Source organism: Affinirhizobium helianthi (assembly GCF_042680945.1).
GTDB classification, from domain to species: domain Bacteria; phylum Pseudomonadota; class Alphaproteobacteria; order Rhizobiales; family Rhizobiaceae; genus Neorhizobium; species Neorhizobium helianthi.
In genome coordinates, this window is the sequence record NZ_JBHUEQ010000026.1 from 55,682 (window position 1) to 76,693 (window position 21,012).

The window sequence follows — 21,012 nt, forward strand, 5'->3', positions numbered from 1 at the left end:
GCGCAAAAGTGTGCAGCGGTTTTGCGATAACGACATGCGTGAAAACAAGAAGTTAAAGCACGTTGCATGACGCGGATAAGCCGCAACGTGCTTGAGATGGCGCTTTCTGACATGAGGGCCGGTATCCTCAGGAGATGGCCCGGCCCTTAACCCTGTCTTTCGCATTTACAGGAGGAGCCGAGGAAACCTTTACGTCGCGGTCCGAGTTAATGGCTCGGTCCCCGAACGCAAAGGCGCTCTCTTGTCCGATTTTTCATTTGGTCCTGTCGTCAAATCCTCCGAAACCACCTTTCGTTTCTGGTCTCCGAAAAGCGACCGGCTTCAGCTCAAGATCGAAGGCGATGCGCCCATCGAGATGGAGCCCGGCGCACAGGGCTGGTTCACCTGCGATGTGGTGGGGGTGGGCAGTGGCACGCGCTACAGCTTCATCCTGCCAGATGGCATGCAGGTGCCGGATCCTGCTTCACGCTTTCAGCCGGACGATGTGCATGGACCGAGCGAAGTGTTCGACCCCTCGGCCTATGACTGGCGAGATGGGGGCTGGAAAGGTCGGCCCAGCGAAGAGCTTGTGTTCTATGAAATGCATATCGGTGCCTTCACCCCTGGCGGCACATTCAGGGCGGCAATCGAGCATCTGGATCATTTGGCGTCGCTGGGTGTCACTGCCCTGCAAATCATGCCGGTCAGCGATTTTCCCGGACAATATGGCTGGGGCTATGACGGTGTCATGCCCTATGCGCCGGAAAGTTCCTATGGACGCCCGGAAGATCTGATGGCGTTGATCGATGCAGCGCATGAGCGTGGCCTCTGCGTCTTTCTCGATGTCGTCTATAATCACTTCGGACCTGACGGGAATTACCTGCCAGTCTATGCCCCCTTGTTCACCGAGGATCACAAGACACCGTGGGGCAACGGCATCAATTACGATGGCGAGAACAACAGGCCGGTTCGCGATTTCATGATTGAAAACGCCATTTACTGGGTACGCGATTTCCATTTTGACGGTCTTCGGCTCGATGCGGTGCATGCCATCAAGGACGATAGCCGCGAACATCTTCTCAAGGAACTTGCGCGCCGCGTTCGCGCCTCCGTGGGGGAGCGGCAGATCCATCTGGTGGTGGAGAATGAAGACAATAACAGCGACCTTCTGGCGCGTGACGAGAGCGGACGCCCGCTCTATTACACGGCGCAGTGGAACGACGATATCCACCACGTTCTGCACATTGCCGCCACGCAGGAACAGTTCGGCTATTACAAGGATTACGCGGATGATCCTGCCAAGCTTGGCAAGGCGCTGGCAGAAGGCTTCGTTTTTCAGGGTGAGATGATGGAATATCGGGGGGAGAGGCGCGGCAAGCCTAGCGCCCATCTTCCGCCGACAGCCTTTATCTCCTTCATGCAGAACCACGATCAGATCGGCAACCGCGCGCTTGGCGACCGCATGATCTCATCCCAGCCGGCGCGCCGCATGCAGGCTATTGCCGCCGTTTATCTTCTGGCGCCGCAGCTTCCCATGCTTTTCATGGGAGAGGAGTGGGGGGCGGATCAGCCATTCCCCTTCTTCTGCGATTTTAACGAGGAGTTGAACGAGAAGGTGCGCAAAGGACGGCGGGAGGAGCTTTCACGTTTGCCGGGCTTCGATGCGCAAGATCTGCCTGACCCGACGGCACGGGAAACCTTCGAAAAGGCAAAGCTGGATTGGTCGCGCCTTCTTGAAAAACCCGGCATCGACATGCTGCACAGCTATACCGATCTCTTGAGGGTGCGGCGGGAGAAGATCGTTCCGCTTTTGAAGGCCGGTGTCAGCGGGCCTGCGCGCTTTGAGGCGAATGGGTCCATCGTTCAGGTGGAATGGGCTTTTTTGCAAGCGCGTCTGAGGCTTCTTGCCAATCTTTCCGATGCGACAGGGTCAGCATCTCCCCTCTCTGGCGATTTGATTTTCGAACTCGGCAGCTGCGAGGCAGGAGAGATCCAGCCCTGGTCTGTTGTCTGGAGTATTGCCCATGGCTAAGGCAGAGAACAGCCGGAAAAAGAAGCCGCTTGACCCTCATCCCTCGCCCTTGGACAGGCTGGCAAGGCTTCACGGCATTGCGCCGACAAGGCCGGAAGCTGACGGTTCCGAAGTGCCCATCACGCAGGAAACCAAGCGAAAGCTTCTGGCGGCGCTGAACGTGACGGTCGATGGCGAAGACCTTCCACATGGGCCAGTGTGTTTCCTGCCGCAGATTTTGTCGAAGGAGCGCGTCTGGGGCCTCTCGCTTCAACTCTATGAACTGCGTTCTGAACGGAACTGGGGGATTGGCGATTTTGGCGATCTGGAGTCCATCGCAGCGCTTGCCGGTCAATGGGGCGCTGATTTCATCGGCCTGAACCCGTTGCATGCGCCCTTCCTGGCCGATCCCGCCCGTTGCAGCCCCTATGAGCCGTCCAACCGCCGCTGGCTCAATCCGCTATACATTGCGGTGGATCGCATACCCGGATTTGAAGCTGACGAGGCCGTGGAGAAGCGGGCCGCCACGCTGCGCAACAAGACGCGGATCGATTATGTGGCGCTTGCAGAACTGAAACTGGAGGCCCTGCAGGGCCTCTGGAAGCGCTGGCGAAAGGGCGCTGCGCCGCAAGAGGGTTTTTTGCCTGAGGATTTTGAGGAATTTCGCGAAAAGGGCGGACGATCGCTGCATCTGCATGCGCTTTTCGAGGCCATTTCTTTCGCCATGGCAGAGCGCGATGGCAGTACAGGCTGGCGGAACTGGCCGGACGAGCTTCAAAGTCCAGACAGTCCGGCGGTTGAGGAATTTGCCCGCTCCAGGCTCGAAGAGGTTGATTTTCATGTCTGGCTGCAATGGGTGGCCCATCTTCAACTGATGCAAGCGGCGGAAGCTGCCAGGGCAGCTGGGCTTCGCATCGGTCTTTATCTCGATCTTGCGGTTGGCGAGGCGCTGGATGGCTCCGCCACCTGGAGCGAGCCGGATATCTATGTGTCGTCCGCCAGTATTGGCGGGCCTCCCGATCCATGGGCCACGACTGGGCAGGATTGGCGCCTTGCGGCGTTCCTGCCAGACCGGATTGCGCAAGGGGAAACGTCTCCCTACCGCCGGATGCTCGACGCGGCGATGCAATATGCCGGTGCCATCCGTATCGACCACGCCGCAGCGCTCAGCCGTCTGTTCCTGATCCCCTTCGATGACACACCGTCGGACGGAGCCTATGTGGATTATCCCAGGGAGGAGCTGCTGCGCGTGCTGGAACAGGCGTCGCATCACCATCACTGCCTTGTCATCGGCGAAGATCTCGGCAATCTGCCGGGCGAGTTGAAGGAGGATCTGGCGGCGGCGCGCATCCTCTCCTATCGCATTTTCTCCTATGAGCGGGATGCCCGGGGCTTCATTCCGGCGGAAGATTATCCGGCGCTGGCTTTGGCCTGCGTTTCCACCCATGACCACCAGACCCTTGGCGGCTGGTGGGCGGGGGCCGATGTGCAGGCGCGGATCGACCACGATCTGGTTTCGAAGAAGCTTGCCCGCAAGGACCTGGAGGCACGGCCGGGCGAGCGTGAAGATCTTGTTCGCATTCTTGAAGCGGAAGATCTGCCCGCGCCCGACCCGGATGAAACCGAGCCTGACGATGCGGTGATGGACGATCTGATCGTCAGCCTGCATCGCTTTCTGGCGCGCACACCCAGCCTGCTTCTCTCCGTGCGGCTTGCGGATCTGACCAGGGAAACAGAGCCAACCAATATTCCCGGCACCAGCGACAGCCACCCGAACTGGAAAACCAAGCTTTCGGCAGGTCTAGACGAGTTGCCGGAGCTTCCGCTCCTCAAGCGCGTGGTTCGTGCCCTTCAGGATGAACGGGGTGCTGCAGTCTGATCTCAGGCCTGGCGAAGGTCAGCCTGCGGCGTTGCAGGCTCCTCCGTCACCTGAAAATCGGTTCGCGCTTTGATGAAGGCGTCGCCAATGCCCAGCAGCACGGGATTTTCGTAACCGATTGCGGCCATGGCAGTTGGCATGTCGCCGAGCTGTCCCACCCAGCGGCGCTCTTCTTCCCGGGCAATCGAACTGACGATCACTGCTGGTGTCGAGGCTGGCATTCCATGCCCGGTCAGCTTGTCGGCAATGGCGGCAGCAGTCCGCCCGCCCATGTAGAAGATCGTGGTGACGGAGGCGTCTGCCAGTTTCGCCCAGTCCAGATCGGCAGGCAGCTCACCCTTGCGGGAATGGCCCGTGACGAAACGTACCGATTGCGCATGATCCCGATGGGTGAGGGATGCGCCAAGACGCGCAGCCATGGCCGTTGCCGCGGTGACACCGGGAACCACATCTACGGTGATGCCTTCGCGCTGCAGGCTTTCGATTTCCTCACCGGCCCGCCCGAAGATCATGGGGTCGCCCGATTTGAGGCGAACGACGCGCTTGCCCGATTTCGCAAGCGAGATCATCGTGGCATTGATATCTTCCTGCTTGCAGCTTTCGCGGCCTCCGCGCTTGCCAACCAGCATGCGCTTGGCTTCGCGACGGGCAAGCTCCAGCACATCGGCCGATACAAGATCATCGAAGAGAATGACATCGGCGGCCTGAAGCGCGCGCACGGCCTTCAGCGTCAGGAGTTCAGCATCGCCGGGGCCTGCGCCCACCAGGGTCACACGGCCCTGTCCGGTCTGAACGCCTTGCGTATTCGCAATCTTCTGGGCTTCTGCGATCAGCTGGTCCGGGGTTTCTTCGGCGGGTGCTTCGCGGAACACCCGGTCGACAAAGCGCTCCCAGAAGGTTCGGCGCTCGGTGCCGGGTTTCAGGCGCTGGTTGATGCTTTCCCGAATGGCTTGCGCAATTTGCGCCCATGCCTTCAGCGTAGGGGGCAACAAGGTTTCGATCCGGCGCCGGATGGCCTGTGCGAGGATCGGTGCTGCGCCATCGGTGGAAATGGCGATCACGACCGGCGAACGGTTGACGATGGAGCCGAACTGAAATTCGCAGAAAGCTGGTTTGTCGATCACATTCACCGGCACGCCAGCCGCCTTGGCTGCGCAATAGAAGGCCCGGGCCTCCTCATCCGTCTCGCAATCGCCAAGCGCCATGGCTGCATTCTGAAAGATGCCGATATGCCAGGGATGATCGTGATGCCGGAAGGCTGGCTCCGCCTTGGCCCGATCTTCCTCCAGCATACGGACAAAGGTTTCCGAAAGCTCTTCTTCAGGACAGTAGAGATCAACCTGCGCACCACAGGCCACCAGAAGCTCTGCCTTCCAGGCCGCACCTTCCGACCCGCCAGCGAGAACGACCCGCTTTCCGTCAAGAGCAAAGAACACCGGCAGCTTGGCCAGGGGTTCCATCCGGCCCGGCGTGGCTCGCTTGCTGTCACTGCGCATGGGATGCAAGGCTTCCATTCATCAGTCTCCAGGCAGACCATACTGCCCTACGGCTCTCATTGGTGTCGTTCAGGTCGAGGGTCTCGTTCCGGTCCAGCGTGTGGTGGAGCCCATCATTTCCTTGGTATTGCCATCTGCTGGCCTTCTCCCGCAAGGAATAATACTGCAAAAACCCTGCGGTTCATGGAAAAACAGCGTCTTTCGATGCAGCTTCATCCAGGCGTTTTGGGGCAGCCGGAAACCTCGGTGCCTGCTTGTATCATCCGGTTCATCCAGAAATCTCTCGACAAGGACAGGGTTAGCGGCTACCGCTTAAACGATTAATCAAGTTGCGAGCCATGTCGTCAGTCAAACCGAAACTCACGCTTCTGGCGGAAACTCTGAATGTTTCCGTGGCGACTGTGTCCAATGCCCTCTCGGGCAAGGGCCGCATATCGCCTGAGCTGGCGGAAAAAATCCGGCAGACGGCGCGTGAGCTTGGTTATGTGCCGAGCAGTGCCGGACGCGCCCTGCGAACGGGCCGGAGCGGTGTGCTCGGTCTTGTCTTGCCCGATATTTCCAATCCGCTGTTTCCGCAGATTGCGCAGGCTATCGAACATGCGGCTTCGCTGCGCGGTTACGGCGTCCTGATCGGCGATTCTCGCGGTGATGCACTGGGGCAGGCTGAGGCCGTGTCACGTCTCATCGATCGTGGTGTCGATGGCATGGTCGTCATCCCGCGCCGGGGCACCCGTGTGGCGGATGTCGGCTGTCCTGTCGCCATGATTGACTCGCCCTCGACACCCGGAAACACGGTCTCTGCGGATCACTGCGATGCTGGCAGGCAGATGGGGCAGCACCTTGCGGGTCTGCGCCATCGAAAGGTTGTCGTGCTGGCCACCAGCGCCCGATCCATCGTGCAGGCCGACCGCATTCAGGGCCTGCGAGACGGGCTTGGGGCCGATGCCGAGCTGGATGTCGTCTATATTGATGCTGTCGAACAGCAATTTGGCCCGGGTTGTTCGCTGGGGCTTGCAGATCGTGTGGCCGGTGGGGCGACTGCCGTTGCCAGCCTTTCGGACCTGACGGCATTGCGTGCCTTGACCGAGCTTCAGGGGGCGGGCCTGTCTGTGCCTCAGGCCGTCTCTGTCACGGGTTTCGATGATCTTCTGTGGTCATCGGTTGTGACGCCGGGCATGACAACAATGCGTATGAACATGACAGAGATTGCGCGCCTTGCCATGGATGCTCTTGTCCGGGCCATAGAGGATTTGCCTCGCGCCAGAGACAGCCAGCCTCTCGCCGTCGTCTCGCCGATCGATCGGGTGGCCATGACGCTTGTAGTTCGGGCCTCAAGCGGCCCTGCGCGCAAAGCCGTTCCGGCTGAGGTGGCGTCATGAGGCAAGATATTCCCTTGATTGGCTGTGCATGCCCTAATTTGGCCTTGCTTGAGGCCTTTCCTGTCACTCTTGATTTTCGCATCCCCCTAACTGCAATGGGCGCCGCTCTGCGTGGCCGCCTGCCTATTCCCGGAACAGTCTCCCTGGCGGCGGGACTGGCCGGGCCGCCGCGTGCGGTGAACATGGTCCCAGGTCCTTTCCATGTCACCGTGCGCGGCGCACTTGCGTCCTGTTTTTCCGAAAAGGGAGCTAGGGCGTGACGGGCGTATGGATCGACACCGACATGGGCTTCGATGACATCGTTGCGATTCTCGTCGTGGCGCATTCGCAGTTCGTGATCGATGGGGTCTCGCTTGTCTTCGGCAACAGCACCCTGCAGCAGGTAGAGGCGAATGCCGCCGGTGCCGCGCAGGCATTCCAATGGAAATTCCCCATCCATACAGGTCGTTCCGGGCCGGTTTTATCACCGCTCGAAACAGCGGAGAGCATTCTCGGCGCCCACGGCATGCCGACGGCGGGCTTGCGCCTGCCGCAAGTGCCTGTGGTCCTGCACGCCGAGAATGCTTTCCCAGCCTTATGCCGCTGGCTTGAAAAAGGGGGCGACCGCCGCATTCTGGCGCTCGGTCCTCTCACCAATCTCGCAGCCCTTGTGCTTGCCCGTCCCGATCTGATCGGCCGCATCGCGGAAATCGTGTGGATGGGGGGCGGTTTGACGACTGGCAATCACACCGCCTCTGCCGAATTCAATGCCCTGGCGGACCCGGAAGCGCTGGCCATCCTCCTGTCGCACGGCCTGCCGATCCGGATGGTGGATCTCGACCTGTGCCGCAAGGTTCTGGCTGCGCCCGCCGATGTCTCGCCGGTTCGTGCCGCAGGTGGCCGCAATGCGGCGCTGATTGCCGATCTCCTCAGCGGCTTCATCGATATCGCCGTCAGTCGTGGACGCCGGGCTATGTCCCTCTACGATGCGGTGGCAGCCGTTGCCTTCATCCGTCCCGATCTTCTCGAATGGCGTGAAGCACGGCTGGATGTGGAGCTGCACGGACAGCACACACGGGGCCGTACCGTCATCGAAACGCGTGCTGGAAGAGGGGCGTTCAACGCGCATTATGCGCATGGGATCAGGGTCGAGGAGGCGCGCGATCTGATCCTTCAGGTTCTTCAGGATGAAGCCGGTTTATGACCCGTCCGTTTGAATTTCTCGATCTCAATCTCCCGGAACTGCGGCGCCGTGCCGTGCAGGCAGCGAGGGGGGAACTCCCCTTCGACGTGCTTCTGAAGGGTGGCACCGTTCTGGATGTCGTGACGGGTGAGTTGCGCCTTGCGGATGTCGGGCTCGTCGGACCCATGATTGCCAGTGTGCACGCGCCGGGCATGCATGACATGGCGGCAACCATCGTCAATGCGGCGGGCAGCATTATCTGTCCCGGTCTGATCGATACGCATATGCATGTCGAAAGTTCGATGGTAACACCCGCCCATTATGCACAGGCCGTAGTGCCGAAAGGCGTGACCACCGTTGTCTGGGATCCGCATGAGTTCGGCAATGTGATGGGTGTCGAAGGCGTGAACTGGGCCGCCGATGCCGCGATCGATTTGCCGCTGCGCGTCATTCTGCTTGCGCCGTCTTCTGTGCCCTCTGCACCGGGCCTGGAAATGGCAGGCGCCGATTTCGATGAAACGGTTCTTGCCTCTCTTCTTGCCCGCCCCGATATCGCGGGCGTTGCGGAAATGATGAATATGCGCGGCATCATCGAGGGCGATGGCCGCATGGAAGGCATCATTCAGGCCGGGCTTCAGGAGCAGAAACTAATCTGCGGCCATGCCCGTGGCCTCACGGGGCAGGATCTGCAAGCTTTTGTGACGGCAGGGGTGACCTCCGATCATGAATTGGTGTCTGGCGATGATCTTATGGAGAAATTGCGGGCGGGGCTCACCATCGAATTGCGCGGCAGCCACGACCATCTTTTGCCGGAATTCGTCGATGTGCTGAACAGGCTTGGGCACTTGCCGCAAACCGTGACGCTGTGCACCGATGATGTGTTTCCCGATGATTTGCATGGCGCTGGCGCACTGGACGATGTGGTGCGGCGTCTCGTGCGCTATGGCTTGAAGCCGGAATGGGCGCTTCAGGCGGCAACCATCAATGCGGCACGGCGGCTTGGCCGGCCTGATCTCGGCGTTATTGCGCCCGGACGACGCGCCGATCTGGTTCTTTTCGAAGATCTGTCGGCGTTTGAGGCGCGGCGGGTCTTCGTTTCCGGAAGGGAGGTTGCGGCAGGCGGTGCCTTGCTTCATCCCCCGATTGGCATCGAGGCAGGTGCGCTTGAAGGCAGCATGAAGCTTGCGGCACTGACAGCCGATGATTTTTGCCTTCGTGCAGAAGGTGAGCGAGTTTGCCTCGCCACTATCGATCGCCCCCGTTTCACACAATGGGGTGAGGTCGAGGCGGATGTGGTGAATGGTGCCGTTGTGCCGCCGGCTGATGTGGTGCTGATTGCCGTCATCCACCGCCACGGACGAGTGCCAGCCGTTCCGCGTATCGGCTTCCTGCGAGGCTGGGGGAACTGGCGGGGCGCTTTCGCAACCACCGTCTCGCATGACAGCCACAATCTGACGGTTTTCGGCAGCGATCCTGACGACATGGCCGCCGCCGCCAACGCGGTGATTGCCGCCGGTGGCGGATTGGCCGTTGCGGCGGATGGTGAAGTGAAGGCCGTCCTTCCCTTGCCCTTGGCGGGCCTGGTCTCGGGTCGCCCCGTTTCGGAGGTTGCCGCGCAATTTGCCAGGATCCGGCAGGTCATGGATGAACTCGTGGATTGGCAGCCGCCCTATCTCGTCTTCAAGGCCTGCTTCGGCGCCACGCTTGCGTGTAATGCCGGTCCCCACCAGACGGATCTCGGCATTGCCGATGTTCTTTCGGGAAAAGTTTTAGAAAATCCAATTATAAGAAGCTTCTGACGCAAAAGGTGTACATTTTTGTCGCAGTTGATTCTGCGCAAAGCCTGAGCCATGTTGCGCGGCTAAAGTCTGATCCTGGATTTGAGGCGCGAGAGACAATCCGCGCCGCATTTGAGGGCAGTCCCTCGAAGGAACGACCATGGAACGGGCCTATCACGTCGCTGAAATGACGGCTTCCGAGATTGATCTCGCTTTCCCGCTTGCGGCTGCGGCGGATATAGCGACCGATCTGGACCAGTGGCGACGTTATTGCGAGGGCATCATTGCCCGGCAACAGCTGGATGGCGATGAGCGTCTGATGATTTGCGCCAATGCGCGCGGCTATCTGAAAGCGGTCTGTCTTGCCCGGTTGACGCAGACACAGGAAGGTGCCGTGCTGGACGTTCCCATGCAGGTTGTCGCAACCGTTCTCGATGAGGAAGGCGTTCGCGAAGCTCTGCAGGAGGGCATCAATGCGCTGGCGCACCGAACTGGCAGCAGCCTGAGATCGTAGAGCGTTTTCGTATCGAACAGAAACACGACAACGCTCTCACTCTTTGTTTTTACGCATTTCCGGACGGAAAACCGCTGCGCACTTTTCTCAGGTAAATGCGCTAATCGCCCTATTTCATTTCGCCGGTGAATATATAGCCGACCCCGCGCACGGAGCGAATGAAGGTCGGTTGTGCCGGATTGGGTTCGATCTTCTTGCGCAGGCGCGCAATCTGCGCGTCGATGGCCCTGTCGAAAGCTTCCAGTGATCGGCCGCGTGTCTTGTCCATCAGCATTTCCCGCGTCAGGACGCGGCCCGCATTGCGGATCATCACTGTCAGCATATCGAACTCGCCCGTGGTCAGTTCGATTTCCTGTTGCTCGGGATTGAGCAGCCGGCGCCGGTTGATCTCAAGCCGCCAGCCTTCGAATTCCAGCACCTGGCCTGCATCCGGAGGAGCCTGTTCCACGGGCCGGCGGCGGCGCAGAATGCTGCGCACGCGGGCCAGCACTTCACGCAAATGGAACGGCTTCGGAATATAGTCGTCCGCGCCCACCTCAAGGCCGATGATCCTGTCCAGCACATCATCGCGACCCGTCAGCATGACAATCGGGATATCGGAGGAGGCGCGCACTTCGCGTGCAAGGGCCAGACCGTCTTCGCTATTGGGCAAAACGAGGTCGAGGAGAATGAGATCGACGGTATGATCCTGAAGGGCGCGGCGCATGGTCTGTCCATCGGACGCACCAATCACGTGGAAGCCTTCATCCTCAAAATAGCGCGTTACCATCTGTCGGATGCGGGGATCATCATCGACGACAAGAATCCGTTCCGCCCGCTTCTCGACTTTCGTCATCCGACTGACCCGACTGCTTTTTCTGCTCTGTTACAAACCGTTACACAATCCAAACGAAGGGTAACACGTGCGGCATTCTTCTGTCACTGGCCACCGCCATATTCCCGCCATCAAGACAGAGGGACATATCATGTTTTCGACAGCTTCCAACGCACAACCAAACTTCGGCGCCTTTGCTGGCATGAAACCGCAGCTGGTAACGTTGGACGAGCTGTTTGCTTCCACACCCCGCGAAACACTGGATATCGGTGAAGGCCTGTTCTGGCAAGGTGATCGGGCACAACATATATTCGAAATCACTGAAGGAGTGTTGCGCATCTTCAAGATCATCGGTGATGGGCGTCGCGTTATCACCGGATTTCTCTATGCGGGCGATATGGTCGGTCTGTCGCTGAAGGATGTTTACCTCTACAGCGCCGAAGCCGTAACGGCGGTCAAGGTTCGCCGTTTGACGCGCAAGGCATTCCAGGATGCGATTGAGAATTCGCCCGAGCTTCGTCCACAGCTGTTTTCCCTGATGTGCGATGAAATGGCTGCGGCCCAGGAGCAGATGGTGCTTCTTTCGCGCAAGAGCGCCGAAGAGCGTCTTTGCAGCTTCTTCCTGATGATTGGCCGTCGCCATGCCGGAGGCCAGGTTCCACGCATGGTCGAGCTTGCCATGAGCCGCCAGGATATTGCCGATTATCTGGGCCTCACCATCGAAACGGTATCGCGCACCATTACCAAGCTCATTCAACGCGGCATCATTACGCCAAACGGACGTCACGCTTTCGATGTCACGAAGCCAGGAAAACTGCTTGCTCTCTGCGGAGATGGAGATAGTTATGAGGAGCTTGGCGGCAGCGGCGTGAAAACGCGTCAGGCTGTCTGGCCGAATTGACAGGATGGAAGGTTCACGGACGTCGTATGGCAGACAGCAAGGCAAGTGATGCATCTGTAGCACCCCTGATGGGTCTGCTGTCGCTGCTCGATCCGATCAATTTCATCGTGCATTCCCACGACGGCATCATTCGCGAATGGAGTTCCGGCAGTACGGATCTCTTCGGCTGGTCAAGGGACGAGGCCATTGGCCTGCATGTGATCGAATTGCTGTCGCCTGAGCCCGGCCTGTCTTTGGACGAGCAGGAAGCTGCCATTCGCGCCGAAGGTGCCTGGAAGGCCAATCTGGAATACCGACACAAGGATGGGCACACGATCTCCGTGCTCAGCCGTTGGCTTGCAGCCGGGCAGGATGTGGACGGTCAGGCCGTCATTTTGCAGATCAACGAGGATTTTCGCGCTGCGGCCACCATTCAGGAAAGCCTTGCGGCGCGCGAAGCGCATTTTCGCTCCATTCTCCAGACTGTTCCCGAGGCCATGGTGGTCATCGATGAAGCAGGCATCATCACCTCGTTCAGCACCACGGCCGAGGATCTTTTCGGCTATGAGTCCGAGGAGGTGGAAGGCCGGAATGTGAGCATGCTGATGCCGCAACCCGACCGTGGCAGTCACGACAACTATATTCGCAACTATCTTCGCACCGGCCAGCGGCGCATCATCGGGCTTGGCCGGGTGGTCAAGGGGTTGCGCAAGGATGGCTCCACCTTTCCCATGGAGCTGGCGGTCGGCGAGGCGGCCTCGAACGGCAAGCGCATTTTCACCGGCTTCATCCGTGACCTGACCTCCCGTCACAAGATTGAGGAAGAGCTGCGCCAGGCCCAGAAAATGGAAGCCATCGGCCAGCTGACCGGCGGTCTGGCGCATGATTTTAACAATCTTCTCACCATTATCAGCGGCAATCTTGAAATGCTGGAAATGCGGGTGAAGGATCCCAAGGCGCTGGTGCTTCTGCGTGAAGCGCAGGGTGCGACAGATGACGGGGCGAAACTGACCGGTCAATTGCTGGCCTTCGGACGTCGCCAGCCTCTCAACCCGCGCCTGACGGATCTGGGGCAGATGGTGTCGAGTTTCTCTGAACTTATTCGCCGGACCATTGGCGACCGGATCGAGCTTCGCACTGTCATTCGCGCTGGCGAGAATGAGGCCCTGGTGGATGGGCCGCAATTGCAGAATGCTCTGCTCAATCTCACGCTGAATGCACGGGATGCAATGCCTTCTGGCGGGCAGTTGACGATAGAGGTAAGCCGCAGCCACCTCGATTTCGATTATGCCCAGATGTATCCGCAGGTGAGGGCAGGCGATTACGTGCTGATTTCCGTGACAGACACCGGAACCGGCATGTCCGAGGAGGTGAAGCAAAGGGCTTTCGAACCCTTCTTTACCACCAAGACCATGGGGGCGGGCACGGGTCTTGGCCTCAGCATGGTCTATGGTTTCGTGCGGCAATCGGGCGGACATATCCAGATTTACAGCGAGCCTGGACAGGGCACCAGCATCCGGCTTTTCCTGCCCGCGCTTCAGGGGGATGCCAAGGCGGCGGATCCTTCGCGAGAGAATGACGCGCCCGAACTCGATTTTCCCGGCGGTACCGAAAAGGTGCTGGTGGTCGAAGACGATGCGCGGGTGCGGCGCGTTGCCGTGGCACGTCTGGAGACCATGGGATACGAGGTGCGCCAGGCGGGCAACGGGCTGGAGGCGCTGGCTGTTCTGGAGCAGGAGCAGGGTTTTGCTCTTGTCTTTACCGATATTGCCATGCCGGGCATGTCTGGCGATCAACTGGCAGGGCATGTGCGGGAGCGCTGGCCGCAGGTGCGTATTCTGTTCACCTCAGGCTATGCGGAGCCGGACGTGGCTGGCAAGCAGCTTGCCGCTGACGAAAGCTGGCTGAAGAAACCCTATACTGCCCGGGAACTTGCCATCCAGCTGCGCGCCCTGCTGGACTAAAAGCCGCTACGCACTTTTCTCAGGTAAATGCTCTAAAGGCGTCAGGCCTTGGAGCTGTTGCGGCGTCGCGGCATGCGGGCCGCAAGCATGGTTTCTATATCCGAGGCAGGCAGCGCGCGCCCGTAGAGAAAGCCCTGGCCGTAATCGCAGCCCATGAGCCGCAGTGCGATCTGCTGGTCCAGCGACTCCACGCCTTCTGCGATCGTCTTCAGTCCGAGGTCATGGCTGAGCATGATGAGTGCGCGGGTGATTGCGGCGTCTCTCTGGCGACTCATGAGATCGCGCACGAAGCCACGATCAATCTTCAGGGTGGTGATCGGATAGCGCTGCAGGGAGCCAAGAGATGCATAGCCGGTGCCAAAATCATCGAATGCGATACCGATCCCAAGCTCTCTCAACTCGCTGATGAGTTCGAAAGCGCGATCCTCGTCTTCCAGCGTGGCCGTTTCCGTGATTTCCAGCTCGAGCCATTTGGGATCGATGCCGTGGCGTGATGCCAGATCGCTGATCTCACGCGGAAGATCGCTTCCGCGAATTTGCGATGGGAAAAGGTTCATGCCCATCTTAATGGGCGGGAGCCCCTTGCCGATCCATTCCCCCAGCTGCCGTGTCGCTTCCTGCATCACCCAGGCCCCGACGTCGAGGCTCAATGCGCTCTGCTCCAGCGCGGGCAGGAAGGCTCCCGGCAGGATGAGACCGCGTTCAGGGTGTTCCCAGCGAATAAGTGCCTCGATACCGCTGAGTTCGCCCGTTTCCAGCATCACCTGCGGCTGGTAGTGCAGAACGAACTGCTTCTTGTTCAACGCTTCCAGCAATTCATCGCGTGCTACGCGATTTCGGAGTGCTGCCTGGGCCAGCGGCCCCTCATAGGTCACGGCGGTCTTGCCGCCGCCACGCTTGGCATGCATCAGGGCAAAGTCGGCATTGGCCAGCCATTCGCGCGCGTCAGCCGCTTCTCCCCGGCGGGCATAGCCAATCATCGGACGGATCTTCAGCCGCATGGTGCCGAGGTCAAACGGCAGGGCAAGTTCGCTCAGGACAGCCTCGCTGAGCGTTTGCGCGTCGGCAACGGTTTGGGCGGAAGGGACGAGAATGCCGATCTGTTCTTCCGTAAACCGGGCTATCAGGCAGTCTTTCGACAGAACGCGGGGCAAACGAACTGCAATGCTCTGCAGCAGAGTATCGAACACATCCTGCCCGAGGCGGTCGCCTGTCTCGCGCAGGCCATCCAGTTCAGCCAGAATGACGGTGCCGGACCGATGCGTCGCAATGTGCTGCTCCAGCAATTCTTCCCAGTGATGACGGGTGTTGAAGCCGGTCACTGGGTCTTGGTTGGCCAGCCGCAGCAAACGCGCGTCTCTCGCACGGCGCTCGGAAATATCGTTGATGATGGCGCCGACGCCAAGGCCATTTGCGTCGGTCCAGGCGGTCAGCGTGATTTCGATCGGAATTTCAGTTCCGTTGCGATGCCGTGCGAAAACCTCCACGGTCTTGCCGTTCAGCAGGGGGCCTTGCGAAGTGGAGAGCCGATCGAAGCTATGGTCGTGCGATGCCCGGAAGCGCTGTGGCACGATCACGCTCACATTTTGCCCGATAATCTCCTCGCGCGCGTAGCCCAGCAGGCGCAAAAGGCTTTCGTTGACGAACTGAACGGTGCCGGAGCGATCGACCGAGATCATCGAAAGTTCCGTGGCATTGATGAAGCTTGCAGCCGTGGTTGCCGGGAAGCCCTCTCTACGGGCCTCATAATGTTCCATCAACAGGCGTCCTGCCCGCACCATATGATCTGTTTTTGCCGCGCTCCAGGATTTCCGGGGACTGGTATCAGCAAAGCACAGAGCGCCGAGCACATGGCCATCCGGCGTTGTCAAAGGAACACCGGCATAGAAGCGGATATGGGGAGCCGTTGCCACAATCGGCAGATTGCGAACCCGCTCATCTAGAGCGGCATCCAGAATGATCAGCGGCGTTTTCTGCTCGATGGCCAGATTGCAGATACTATCCTGACGGGAAATCTCGCCGATCTCTGCTCCGCTGCACGCCCTGATGATTTGTTGATCGTCGGAAATCAGAGAGACATAGGCGATTGGCACCTTGGCAAGGCTGGAAATCAGTTTGCAGAAGGACCGGGTGAAGGCGTCGTCATAGTTGCGCCCAAGATAGTAGTGGTCGAGCAGTGAAGCTCGCGACCTCCGGCCTTGTGCGTCTGTGGAAGCCTGATGCATGCCAACCCCGATTGGTGCGTCTGTTGGCTCCTAACTTAGAGTCATAAAGTTTAGAAAAAGCATAACGTAGAAGCGGCAAATGCTAATATTCTCTATTTGAGATGACTCCTCGATCAATAAGGTTGAAGATGTATTGATTTTGGCTCGATAGACAGAAAGGTTTCCGATCTGCCCACGTAGATCACTGTTGCGCCACCTATTGCGTTGAGGATGCCGATAATATCCTTTTGCGTCTCGGGATCCAGTGCTTCCAAAGCATCGTCCAGGATAATCCAGCCGGGTTTGACAAGAACAGCATTGGCCAGCCGAAGCCGCATCTGCTCTTCCTCTTCCAGTATTCTTTCCCAGCGGTCGCGCGAATCCAGATGGTCAACCAGTCGCGGCAGCCCGACATCCATAAGGGCTTTCTGCAACTCCTCGTCGCGATAGGCATCGGCGGGAAGCGGGTAGGTCAGCACCTCGCGCAGAGGTGCATCGGGGAAATAGCCCTTTTGCGGGATCAACAGCAAGCGGCCGCTTTTGGGCAGCCGGATTTCGCCTTGGCCCCATGGCCACAGACCCGCGAGCGCCTGGAAGAGCAACCGACGGTTTGCACGCGGATCGCCGTTTATCATCACGCGTTCGCCGGGACCAATGACATATTCACCGTCCAGCCGCAGCCCGCGATCTCCACCGTTGCCGCTCGGGTTTGCTGTCAGCACCAGATCTTTCAGAACCAATTGCTCGCTCTTGCCGGTGGTCAGGTTAAGCCCTGATGGGGCATCTTCTGCCTGATCGAGATCGATCAAGGCGCGGCGGAAGACCGAGACGCGGAAGAGTGCCGCTTTCCAGTCGGCGATCGGGCGGAAATTGTCGATATACCAGCGTAGCGCCGTGTTCACCTGGTTGAAGGCGCCCACGGCCATCATCAAACCGCCGAAGGAAAGATTGCCACTGAAATAGACGGGCGCTGCAATGAGGATGGGGGCAATGGTTGTCAGCCAGCCAAAGCCCGCCGAAACCCAGGTAAGGTTGGTATAGGCGAGGGCCAGACGCCGGATGATCGCCAAAACATTGTCGATGGCCCCGTTGATGCGCCGTTGCTCATTGCCTTCGCCCTTTGTCAGGGTGATGGCCATCATGTTTTCATTGGTGCGCATGAGGGTGAAGCGAAGCTCTGCCTCCTGCGACAATTTTCGAGAATTCAGAATTGGCAGCTTGCGCCCGACATAGTTGCTCAGCATCGAGGCCGAGCCCGCGTAGATCAGTGCTGCCCAGACCATATAGCCCGGAATATGGATGGGCTTTCCATCGAAGACGAAGGAGAAGTCGGCGGAGAGAACCCACAATACGCCGATGAAACTGACGAGAAGGATCGTGGCGTTCACCAGACCAATGGCAAGCGAAGTGGTGAGTTCGGCAAGATTACGGGCATCCTCATGCAGGCGCTGATCGGGATTCACACCGATCTTGCCAAGGCGGCTGAGGCGCAGGGCGCGCCGCGGCTTCATCCATTGATCCACCAGGTCGCGGGTCAGGCCCTCACGCATGTAAAGCGCCGTCATCTGGTTCAGCCAGGCCTGGATGACATTGAGAACCAGAAGCGAGCCGGCGATAACGAAGAAAACCTTCAGCTGGGTGAAGAATTCGGGCAGGTTGCGCTGTTCAAGCGCATTGTAAAACGGCGTGTTCCAATAATTCAGCCGGTATTGCGCATAAACCGTCGTCAGAATGATCGTCAGCAATGCCACAGTGAGGATCAGGACACGGCCACGCACCTGGGATGTCCAGAAGGCACCCGCCATCATCTTCAACTGACTCCCGAAGCCGAAGTCGGGATACTCGTTTTCAATGTCGGATCGATCCGCGTTTTGTTCCGTATTCGCCATGCTTTGCATCCACCCGCGGAAACGGGAAGTCTCCACCATGCCTGTTTGTACAGGCAATTGGTAAATCCCAGCTTCTCATGGCAAGCTTGCGGCAGGCGGATGCCCTGTTTTCAGGCGCGCAGTTTGTCGCTGTCCGATTGCGGATTGGCAATGAGGCTGCTTGCCAGATGCGCCATGCGTTTGACGGCATCTTCCAGCACGTCATCGGGCACCGTCAGGGAGATGCGGACGAAACCCGCTGCCTGATGGCCGAAGGAGGAGCCGGGCATGACGGCGACCTTTTCCTTACGCAGAAGTTCCCAGGCATAGGCTTCGCCACTCAGGCCGGTGCCGGTGACATCCACCACCACAAACATTCCACCCTCCGGCATCATCGGCTTCAAGAGGTTGCTGCCGGTGAGGGTCTTTTCGATGATGGCGGCACGACGGCTGTAATTTGCCTTCATGATGCCTGCTGTTTCGAAGGGTCTGGAAAGAGCCAACGCCGCCATGTCGGCAATGAAGGGCTGGACGCCGAAGAGCATGGTTTCGGAAACCGGCAGGAGCTTTGCACAGAACTCCTCCGGTCCGGCGGCCCAGCCGCTGCGGAAGCCGGGGGCGGCATGCGACTTGGAGATGGAGGAAACGACAATCGTTCGCTCTGCCAGCTCAGGCATGTCGAAGGGGGAGGCAAAATCCGTTCCGAAGATCAGCTGTTCATATACTTCATCGCAGACGATCCACAGGTCGTGCTTGCGACAGATCGCGCCAATGGCGGCAATTTCCGCAGCTGTCAGAACGGCGCCTGTCGGGTTATGCGGCGTGTTCAGGAGAAGAACCCGTGCTTCGGGCGTAATGGCACGCTCCAGATCCTGCACCTGCAGATGGAAGCGATTTTCCGGGCGAAGCGGAACCGGGATCAGATGCGCGCCGGTGGATGCGATGACCCCTTCATAAGTCGCATAGAGCGGATCGCCAACGAGCACGCCGTCACCTGCCTCGACAAGGCCGGTCATGACCGCATAAAGGGCGCTTTGGGTGCCGGGGAAGCAGAGGAAGTTCTTCTCGGTCACGCCGGGGCGGCGTTTTGCATATTTCTCCACCAGGGCCTTCAGAACCGCAGGTTCGCCGCGTCCGTTGGAGTAGCGCGTGCGACCGGCATACATGGCGCGTGCGCACTCATCCAGCAGATCCTGATGCGGGGGGAGATCCGGTTCGCCGATGGTCAGCTCGATAATCGGCTCGCCTTCGGCCTTCATGCGGCGTGCAGCCATATGCAAGGCCCAGCGGCCCGAGCCAAGATCTGCCAAACGGTCGGTGATGGAAGCGTAGCGCACGTGAATCTCCTCAAGGCGTCTTGAAATCGTCAGGCGGACAGCTCGCCGGGTCTCAACCCGAGAAGGCGCTCCACCGAAGTGAGGGCTGTTTGCGCCAGTTCGCATTCACGGAACATATCCGCAGCCAGCGTGCCTTCCAGCCACAGCCCGTCGATGAGGCCGTTTAGCGCGATAGCGTCCTGGCGGCAACGTTCGGAATCGATAACTTCCCCGCGTTCACGAAAGAAGCACGAAATCAGATCCTCAAGCTTGTTTAGAAAAACGAGATAGTTTTCCCGGTGAATGGCGGCAATCGCCGGATCGATGCGGATCTGGCCGATGAAGACTGCCCAGAGCGACAGCATTTTCACATCCGTCACCGGTGGCGTAAGGTTTGCGACGATGAAATCGCAAAGACGCCTGCGGGCAGGGAGGTCCTGATCGGCAGCCGTCAGGGCAGGTTCCAGCATGTTTTCCATGATCTGGCGGTAGGCCGCCTGGATCATCTGGTCCTTGCTGTCGAAATAATGCCGGATCAGGCCGCCGGTCACCCCGGCTCTGGTGGCAATCTGGCGCACTGTCGCGCCCTGGATGCCAAACTCCGCGATGCAATCCAATGTGGCGTTGATCAGATCTTCGCGACGCTCGCTTTCCGAGGCGCGGTGATAGCTGCGGCGGGTCAACTCAACTTCCCTCTTGCGGCTGCAAAACGCAAATTCTTCGAAATACGGCATCCATAAAAGCGAGGGAGGGAGAGTGTCAGGTCGGTGCAGCGAGCTGTTCCGATGGATCCTTCTCCGGATGCCAGAACTGAAGACTGTTCAGAACGAATAATATACGCTTGAGTAATTTATGGACAAGTGCAAAAGTCGCCTCTTAATGCATCGGTACCAGCGCCGTCATCAAAAACAGGCTGGGGGAACGTTGGTTAAGGCAAGACCGGCCAATGAAGGCTGGCAGTGAAGGTAACATGACGGAAACGGCGCAAGCCATTGAAGTTCGCGATCTCCATAAGCGTTTTGGTCCGTTGGAGGTCCTCAAGGGTGTCTCTCTCACCGCCAGGCAGGGCGATGTGATTGCTCTGATCGGCGGTAGCGGTTCGGGGAAATCCACCTTCCTCCGCTGCATCAACATGCTTGAGCTGCCCACATCCGGCAGCGTTTCTATACATGGCGAAGCCATTCAGATGAAAGATGACGGGGCTGGCGGTCTGATGCCTGCCAATCGCCGCCAGGTGCAGCGCATTCGCACCAAGCTCGGCATGGTGTTCCAGAGCTTCAATCTGTGGCAGCACATGACGGTGTTGCAAAACGTCATCGAAGTGCCGGTCCATGTGCTTGGACAGCCGAAGGACCAGGCCATCGAGGTGGCGGAAACGCTTTTGCGGCGCGTGGGCCTTTATGAGAAGCGCGATGCCTATCCGGCCTTCCTGTCCGGTGGGCAGCAGCAGCGTGCAGCCATCGCCCGTGCGCTTGCCATTCAGCCGCTCGTCATGTTGTTCGATGAACCGACCTCGGCCCTCGATCCGGAGCTTGTCGGCGAAGTCTTGAACGTTATCGGCGATCTTGCGCGCGAAAAGCGCACCATGCTGCTTGTCACGCATGAGATGAAGTTTGCGCGCCAGGTGGCAAGCCATGTCATCTATCTGCATGGCGGTGTCATTGAGGAGCAGGGCCCGCCGGAAGCCATCTTCGAGAACCCTCAATCCGAGCGTTTGAAGAAGTTCATCAGTTCAATTCACTAACAAAGAAGATAATCTTGAAAGGGG

General features: G+C 59.1%; 15 protein-coding genes. 9 read left to right on the forward strand and 6 right to left on the reverse strand.

Translation table 11 applies throughout. The annotated features are described in order from the left end of the window. The first annotated feature begins 241 nt into the window (after nt 1-241). Nucleotides 242-2,011, forward strand: a complete 1,770-nt coding sequence (gene treZ, locus ACFSE1_RS14730; protein WP_377402915.1) for a malto-oligosyltrehalose trehalohydrolase — start codon at nt 242-244, stop codon at nt 2,009-2,011. Further along, nucleotides 2,004-3,869: a 4-alpha-glucanotransferase gene (gene malQ, locus ACFSE1_RS14735; RefSeq protein WP_377402917.1), complete on the forward strand. Its 1,866-nt coding sequence runs from the start codon at nt 2,004-2,006 to the stop codon at nt 3,867-3,869. Before treZ ends, malQ begins: the two co-directional genes overlap by 8 nt. Before the next feature lie 2 nt (nt 3,870-3,871). Here malQ and cysG read toward each other — a convergent pair whose 3' ends face one another. Further along, a complete protein-coding gene (gene cysG, locus ACFSE1_RS14740) occupies nt 3,872-5,383 on the reverse strand; it encodes a siroheme synthase CysG (protein WP_377402919.1) in 1,512 nt (503 codons plus the stop codon). 320 nt (nt 5,384-5,703) lie between these two features. Here cysG and ACFSE1_RS14745 point away from each other — a divergent pair, with 320 nt between their 5' ends. The 4 genes from ACFSE1_RS14745 to ACFSE1_RS14760 all read left to right on the forward strand — a co-directional run bounded on the left by ACFSE1_RS14745 (nt 5,704) and on the right by ACFSE1_RS14760 (nt 10,198). Beyond that, nucleotides 5,704-6,744 (forward strand): LacI family DNA-binding transcriptional regulator, encoded by a 1,041-nt coding sequence (locus ACFSE1_RS14745; protein WP_377402921.1) that lies wholly within the window; start codon nt 5,704-5,706, stop codon nt 6,742-6,744. Nucleotides 6,745-7,000: 256 nt separating this feature from the next. Further along, on the forward strand, nt 7,001-7,927 hold the full coding sequence (locus ACFSE1_RS14750; protein ID WP_377402923.1) for a nucleoside hydrolase: 927 nt from the start codon (nt 7,001-7,003) through the stop codon (nt 7,925-7,927). After that, nucleotides 7,924-9,705 carry an adenine deaminase gene (locus ACFSE1_RS14755; protein ID WP_377402925.1) on the forward strand — a complete coding sequence of 594 codons (1,782 nt, stop codon included), beginning with the start codon at nt 7,924-7,926 and terminating at the stop codon, nt 9,703-9,705. The genes ACFSE1_RS14750 and ACFSE1_RS14755 overlap by 4 nt, the downstream gene beginning before the upstream one ends. Before the next feature lie 139 nt (nt 9,706-9,844). Further along, nucleotides 9,845-10,198 (forward strand): hypothetical protein, encoded by a 354-nt coding sequence (locus ACFSE1_RS14760; RefSeq protein WP_377402927.1) that lies wholly within the window; start codon nt 9,845-9,847, stop codon nt 10,196-10,198. Between the two features lie 109 nt (nt 10,199-10,307). On the opposite strand, the gene ACFSE1_RS14765 is transcribed toward ACFSE1_RS14760, so the two are convergent. Beyond that, complete coding sequence (locus tag ACFSE1_RS14765; RefSeq protein ID WP_377402929.1) at nt 10,308-11,033, reverse strand: response regulator; 726 nt, start codon at nt 11,031-11,033, stop codon at nt 10,308-10,310. 130 nt (nt 11,034-11,163) lie between these two features. Between ACFSE1_RS14765 and ACFSE1_RS14770 the strand changes: the two genes are divergently transcribed. Continuing rightward, the gene (locus tag ACFSE1_RS14770; protein WP_377402931.1) at nt 11,164-11,913 is read left to right on the forward strand and encodes a Crp/Fnr family transcriptional regulator; all 750 of its coding nucleotides are present in this window, start codon (nt 11,164-11,166) and stop codon (nt 11,911-11,913) included. A gap of 26 nt (nt 11,914-11,939) precedes the next feature. Continuing rightward, nucleotides 11,940-13,856, forward strand: coding sequence for a PAS domain S-box protein (locus ACFSE1_RS14775; RefSeq protein ID WP_377402933.1), 1,917 nt, complete (start codon nt 11,940-11,942; stop codon nt 13,854-13,856). A gap of 41 nt (nt 13,857-13,897) precedes the next feature. Here ACFSE1_RS14775 and ACFSE1_RS14780 read toward each other — a convergent pair whose 3' ends face one another. The 4 genes from ACFSE1_RS14780 to ACFSE1_RS14795 form a co-directional block, all read right to left on the reverse strand. Continuing rightward, complete coding sequence (locus ACFSE1_RS14780) at nt 13,898-16,081, reverse strand: putative bifunctional diguanylate cyclase/phosphodiesterase (protein ID WP_377402935.1); 2,184 nt, start codon at nt 16,079-16,081, stop codon at nt 13,898-13,900. Nucleotides 16,082-16,194: 113 nt separating this feature from the next. Next, nucleotides 16,195-17,949 (reverse strand): ABC transporter ATP-binding protein/permease, encoded by a 1,755-nt coding sequence (locus ACFSE1_RS14785; protein ID WP_377402937.1) that lies wholly within the window; start codon nt 17,947-17,949, stop codon nt 16,195-16,197. Nucleotides 17,950-18,059: 110 nt separating this feature from the next. Then, nucleotides 18,060-19,265 carry a pyridoxal phosphate-dependent aminotransferase gene (locus ACFSE1_RS14790; RefSeq protein WP_377402939.1) on the reverse strand — a complete coding sequence of 402 codons (1,206 nt, stop codon included), beginning with the start codon at nt 19,263-19,265 and terminating at the stop codon, nt 18,060-18,062. Nucleotides 19,266-19,294: 29 nt separating this feature from the next. Then, complete coding sequence (locus ACFSE1_RS14795; protein WP_377402941.1) at nt 19,295-19,927, reverse strand: TetR family transcriptional regulator C-terminal domain-containing protein; 633 nt, start codon at nt 19,925-19,927, stop codon at nt 19,295-19,297. A 287-nt stretch (nt 19,928-20,214) separates the two neighbouring features. Between ACFSE1_RS14795 and ACFSE1_RS14800 the strand changes: the two genes are divergently transcribed. Then, a complete protein-coding gene (locus ACFSE1_RS14800; RefSeq protein ID WP_377403325.1) occupies nt 20,215-20,988 on the forward strand; it encodes an ABC transporter ATP-binding protein in 774 nt (257 codons plus the stop codon). Nucleotides 20,989-21,012 lie beyond the last annotated feature (24 nt).